This is a genomic window from Caldisericota bacterium (assembly GCA_034717215.1).
GTDB lineage: Bacteria > Caldisericota > Caldisericia > Caldisericales > Caldisericaceae > UBA646.
The window spans coordinates 1-5,508 of record JAYELD010000141.1 but is presented as its reverse complement, the minus strand read 5'-3'; the positions used below and the strand labels follow the sequence as shown (position 1 = coordinate 5,508).

6 protein-coding genes are annotated in these 5,508 nt (G+C 33.8%); all 6 read right to left on the bottom strand.

The annotated features are described in order from the left end of the window. Nucleotides 1–206: Gfo/Idh/MocA family oxidoreductase (locus U9Q18_05910; protein MEA3313893.1), on the bottom strand; the 206-nt coding region annotated here is incomplete at its 3' end. Nucleotides 207–269: 63 nt separating this feature from the next. Then, nucleotides 270–950, bottom strand: coding sequence for a ribonuclease Z (locus U9Q18_05905; GenBank protein MEA3313892.1), 681 nt, complete (start codon nt 948–950; stop codon nt 270–272). Nucleotides 951–972: 22 nt separating this feature from the next. Further along, nucleotides 973–2,052 carry an ABC transporter ATP-binding protein gene (locus U9Q18_05900; protein MEA3313891.1) on the bottom strand — a complete coding sequence of 360 codons (1,080 nt, stop codon included), beginning with the start codon at nt 2,050–2,052 and terminating at the stop codon, nt 973–975. 47 nt (nt 2,053–2,099) lie between these two features. Then, nucleotides 2,100–2,933, bottom strand: a complete 834-nt coding sequence (locus tag U9Q18_05895) for an ABC transporter permease subunit (protein MEA3313890.1) — start codon at nt 2,931–2,933, stop codon at nt 2,100–2,102. A 12-nt stretch (nt 2,934–2,945) separates the two neighbouring features. Continuing rightward, the gene (locus U9Q18_05890; protein MEA3313889.1) at nt 2,946–3,848 is read right to left on the bottom strand and encodes an ABC transporter permease subunit; all 903 of its coding nucleotides are present in this window, start codon (nt 3,846–3,848) and stop codon (nt 2,946–2,948) included. A gap of 26 nt (nt 3,849–3,874) precedes the next feature. Beyond that, nucleotides 3,875–5,008 (bottom strand): extracellular solute-binding protein, encoded by a 1,134-nt coding sequence (locus U9Q18_05885; protein MEA3313888.1) that lies wholly within the window; start codon nt 5,006–5,008, stop codon nt 3,875–3,877. Between the last annotated feature and the right edge of the window lie 500 nt (nt 5,009–5,508).

The window sequence follows — 5,508 nt, the reverse complement described above, 5'->3', positions numbered from 1 at the left end:
GCATCAATATCCTTATTTTCTAATAAAACTCGATAATCTTTTTCAGCAATCGGTATTTCTAATTGGGATGCCACTTCCCTGGCGCTCTCTTCAAATATATCAGCAACTGCTAATACTTTTGTCCCGGTAATCTGATACTTCAAATTACGGGCATGCAATCTTCCAATTCTACCCACACCGATCACACCAATATTAACTTTTTCCATAACTTATATTTCCTTTCTTGTTATTTTTTAAAATGAAATCATTATATTTTATCAAAAACAAATTTATTTATATTGTCGATGAATCAATATATACTTTTTTGCTAATTTTCCAATTTCTTCTGCCTTTTCTTTAGAAAGATGTAATTTCTCCAATAATTCTTTAGTTTCTTCATCTTTATTTAAAGTAGAATCAATTAATGCTAAATCCGCACCTTGTACTAATTTTTTCAAACCTAGACAGATTCCAGTGTCCCCACTAATAGCTACTGATTCTCCTTTATATATAAATCTATAACCAACCGCTGGATCGGGATGCAAAATTCGATTAACCCCCACAGCTGCATAATGTCTCATCTGATATATTTTTACTTTTAAATCTTCTATTTTAACTTCATCCCCACCTTTTACTTTATGTGTTTGAATTTTAAAAGAAATATCATTATAATTTTCTTTAAATGCAAAAATAATCTGTTGAGCTTCCTTACATCCTTTTGGAAAATATATATTAATTGGACATTCTCTTTCAACTATTCGAAAATACCCTAACAGGGCATACAATCCAGCTATATGGTCACAATGTCCATGAGTTAAGAATATTCCTTTTATTTTTCTAAGATCAATTTTTTCACACAATAAATCTCTTAAGGTACCATCTCCTGTATCAATAATAAAGTAATCTTCTTCCACGGAAATCATTATCTGAGTGGCAATACCTGCTTGAGAATAAAGAACAGTTGTATTCATATTTCTCTCTTTAAGATAAAATTTAACTTTCTCGAATTACAATAATATCCTCAGGTGATAAATAAAAAGTCACTTCTTCTCCAACTTTAAAGTTGTATTTAGCATCGCTATTGGTTCGAACTTCCCAATTACCCACTTTAATTTTATAATCAATAATGTTTCCTAAATAAGAAGATTGAATAATCTTTCCTTTAAAAATATTTACCGTATTTTTATCGCTTTTATTTTCATCTTGAATAAATTTAATCACATTCATCCTCATAGCAACCGAAACCTTTTGTCCTATATCAAAACTATTATTAAAACCATGGATAACCAGGCCATCATCGGTTTTTACAATAACCTTTTTCTTCTCTTCAGCAAACGAATCAATACTGCCGCTAATAAAGCTGGTAACAGCAATAAACCCTGCCACAAATTTATTCTTTGGATTAGAATAAATTTCTTTTGGCGAACCAGATTGGACTATCTTGCCTTTGTCAAGAATTACAATCTTATCAGAAATCACTAATGCCTCTGCCTGATCATGGGTTACATAAACCGCAGTAATCCCAAGTTTTTTCTGTAACTCAGTAAATTCAAAACGCATCTCTTCCCTTAACTGTGCATCTAAATTGCTTAATGGTTCATCAAGCAGCATTATCTCTGGTTCAAATACCAGCGCCCGCGCCATAGCAATACGCTGCTGCTGCCCGCCGCTCATTTGTCGGGGGTACCTATTTTCGTAACCTTCTAATTGCACCATACCCAATACTTTCTTTATTTTTTTAGTTATTTCATCTTTGGGTACTTTTCTGATTTGCAAACCAAAAGCTAAATTACCATAAACAGTCATGTGGGGCCAAAGAGCGTAATTTTGAAAAACCATTCCAATACCCCTCTTTTCAGGTGGAAAAGGGGTAATATTTCTATCATCTAAACATATCTCTCCTCTATCAGGATTCTCAAAACCGGCAATGCATCGAAGTGTAGTCGTTTTACCACATCCGCTGGGACCCAAAAGGCTTAAAACCTTACCCTCTGTTGCCTCAAAACTAACCTCTTGAACAGCTTTTACCTTTCCGAAATTTTTATTTAAATTTTTTACTTTAAGAATTGCCATAAAATAAATTACCTCCGAGTAATATCTGATTATTTTTAATCTTAAATTTATCCTCCCATTCCTCCTAAATGTTCAGCTTTGAGGAATTTTTGAATCACTATCATAAAAAGAATTGAAGGAATCAATAATAATATAGCAGTTACTGATGCAAACTGAATATTAGACCCGCTCGCTGAATAAAGGGTCATCGGAAGAGTTGTTACAAAAGGTAACCCTACAAAAAATGTGCCGGTAAATTCATCCATTGAAGTAAGGAATACAAATACCGCACTGGCTATAAGCCCGGGAGCCGAAATAGGCAAAGTTACTTTTAAAAATGCCCTAAACCTTGAAGCACCTACACTTCGGGCAGCTTCCTCTAACTCCGGAGGGATCGAACTAAAAGTACTTGTAGTAATCCAAACTGCATAAACCAAGCTGACAACCAGGTGTACTAAAATTACTCCAAATACGGTTCCGGTTAATCCTATTTTGGTAAACATCAACATTAGATTAACAAATACCGGCTGTTGAGGGAATGCCCGAGGCAACAAAAATAATATTAATATAATACCCTTTAAAAGAGCAGGTATCTTAAGTTTTGCCAATGCATAACCTGCCGGAATGGCAATTGCCATGGTTATGATAACTACAATAATGGCGATGCCTAAACTTAACAAAAAAGCTGGTACTACATTTACTGCCCCCAGGGTTAAACTTTTAGTAATTCCTAAAGCTTGAAACCAGTAATCAAATCCTATTTTTTGAGGAAGCGTATGAGGCCAATACCATCTTAATGCCACAGACCAAATCCCCAGACTCAATAAGGGAGCAAATAGGAAAAATATAAATACCGAAAATATAATTATTTCAATAGTTTTTCTAAAACCACTCTTATGCATTAACAACCTCCATCAATCATAAAGACCTTTTTTCATCATACTTCGTACATAGTAAATTGCTAATAAACTAACCATAATATATGAAAAAACTCCTAATGCATTTGCTACTCCATAATCACCAAAATAATTTACACGATGAGCAATATCTACAGTTACAGTAACCGGGGACTTCCCTCCAATAAGCATATAAGGAAAACTAAAACATCCCACCAGAGAACAAAAAACTAAAGTTACCGCAATAAGAATAGTGGGTTTATTCATAGGAATAAGAATCTTGGTGATAATCTGTGGTAATTTTGCTCCTACGCTTTTTGCTGCTTCTATATAAGAATCGTCAATCATCTGAAAACCCCCGCAGATAATTAATATCATAAAAGGTGCTTGTTTCCATACAAAACCAAAGGTTAAGCCAACCCAATTAAAAAACTGTAAAGGATTTTCAATATCAATCATATTTAGCTTTGCTAAAAGAAGATTCAGTATTCCATGGGGAGCCAAAAAACTTCTCATCATCTGGGCAATTACTACAAAAGGAAGAAAAATTGGTAACCTATATAAAATCCCAACACTATTAGCTAACCATCCTTTAGATAACCTCAAATATACTGCTACAAGAATACTTAAAACTGTAGCAATAAAAGTACTAAGTGCAGTTACTCCTAAAGTAAATAAAATATCATACCGATATAAACGAAGCGTTTTCTCATAATTTGCTAAACTTAAAACCCCCTCTTTACTGATAAAACTTTTCCAAAATGAAGCGAGGAAAGGGTATAAATATAATAATAAAATTACCATTACTGCAGGAAATACCAATATATAAGGAAGAATATTGGCATAAGAGCGGGGTCTTTCGACCCCAGCTCCTATTCCACTCTTTCCAACAGCCAATTCATTCTTTAAATTGTTAGTCATTTGATTTCTCCTAAATTGGTTGTATCCTATTCACAAGCTTCTAACATAGCATCAAAATAATCGCCAAGCGGGAAGGCTAATCCATATTTGGATAACATTTCTGGAGTTACATCTTGATATATTACATCGAAGGTTTCTTTGGGAACAAAATCCTTAATGTAACTTCCGTCAATCCCCGGATACCAGTTGAATCTCTTTACAATTTCCTCGGCCTGTACTGCTGGCGAAGTAACGAATTCAACAAATTTTTTCGCTTCTTCAGGATGAGGTGAATTTTTAGGAATTACGAAATACATAGGTTGTCCGGGCATACCTGGTTTAGGAAGAAGAATGCGGGTAGCAGGGTCTAATTTGCCTTCTGCCATCCAGCTTAAGAACATGTCAACCCATACTGGTCCCATCAAAATTTCACCTCTATTAAGTGCATCGAGGGTAGCTACATTTCCACCGGTTAAAGTAACATTCTTGTTAAATTCTTTTAGCTCTTTGATTGGTTCTTCCCAAGTGGCAATTTCGGCTTCATCAAAAGGCCCGGTAACTGCATATTTTTCATACTTACCTGTTTTCCAATAAATCCAACCACAGGTAAATGCTACTCCAGACATACCACCTTTTATTCCGTTATAACCAAATTTCCCTGGATTTTCTTCAGTCCATTTGACTATTTCTTCATAAGTTTTGGGTGGGTCTTTCACATATTTTGAGTTATAAGCAATAACTGTCTGACTATGGAACATGGGCATACAATAACCTTCTACATCAACACCGAGAGATTTTTTAGCAAATGGTGAAGTAATATATTGCCAGGTATCTATATCTTTTGCGTATTTGAGAAGAAGGTCTTCCTCTATTGCCCATTTTAAGAAAATTTGATGTACCATTGCTACATCTATATCGCCTTCTTCTTTATCCTTATCTGCGTTAATTTTTTCAAAAATCCTACGGGAACCTGCATTTCCAGGACCAACATGAACTGTCATTACGTTTACATCAGGAAATTTTTCGCTAAATTGAGGGCCAATTACATATTGACCAAGAGCAAGCATATTTATGTCTCCGGCAGTCATATATACTAATTTTGTGTCCGCTGCAAAAGCACCTAAAGAAAATATGCATACCATTAAAAGAATTATCCAAAATTTCGTAAGTTTCGTAAACACAATTTTTACCTCCTAAAAAATTTTCAAATTTTGAAAAACATTCGAGAAAAATTTTCTTCTTATGTCTCACCTCCTCTTGTTAGTTCCCTGTTATTTGAATTACAGTCTCTTTTTTTCAGGGCATGTTCACAGGGAGTGTTTTGATTTTTCAAGAAGCTAATTTTAGTAATTTTGTTAGTTAAAACTGTATTAACTAATAATCTGAAAAAGTATCGTTTGGAAATTTTTAGGTATAATCTAACCGGTTATTTAATATTTACGCAAACGTTTGCACTATATTTAATTAATTTCTTTAAACTTATTTTTCATTTTAATTTAGCCAAAAATTTCTTGGCTCAGTATCCAGGCTTTTTATGTTTCAGCCTATTTGCCGATAAATTATAAGTCCAAAGAAAAAATGTAGAAAACTCAAGAAGTATTAATATAATTATGCAGTCGATTGCAGGTAATTTTATTTTATAACAAAATCATCCTTCTTGTCAAAAAATTTTTTATAATTG

Excerpts from the sequence above, each read along its gene's own strand:
- U9Q18_05905 (MEA3313892.1), bottom strand. The coding sequence starts at position 950 with ATGAATACAACTGTTCTTTATTCTCAAGCAGGTATTGCCACTCAGATA.
- U9Q18_05900 (MEA3313891.1), bottom strand. The coding sequence starts at position 2,052 with ATGGCAATTCTTAAAGTAAAAAATTTAAATAAAAATTTCGGAAAGGTA.
- U9Q18_05895 (MEA3313890.1), bottom strand. The coding sequence starts at position 2,933 with ATGCATAAGAGTGGTTTTAGAAAAACTATTGAAATAATTATATTTTCG.
- U9Q18_05890 (MEA3313889.1), bottom strand. The coding sequence starts at position 3,848 with ATGACTAACAATTTAAAGAATGAATTGGCTGTTGGAAAGAGTGGAATA.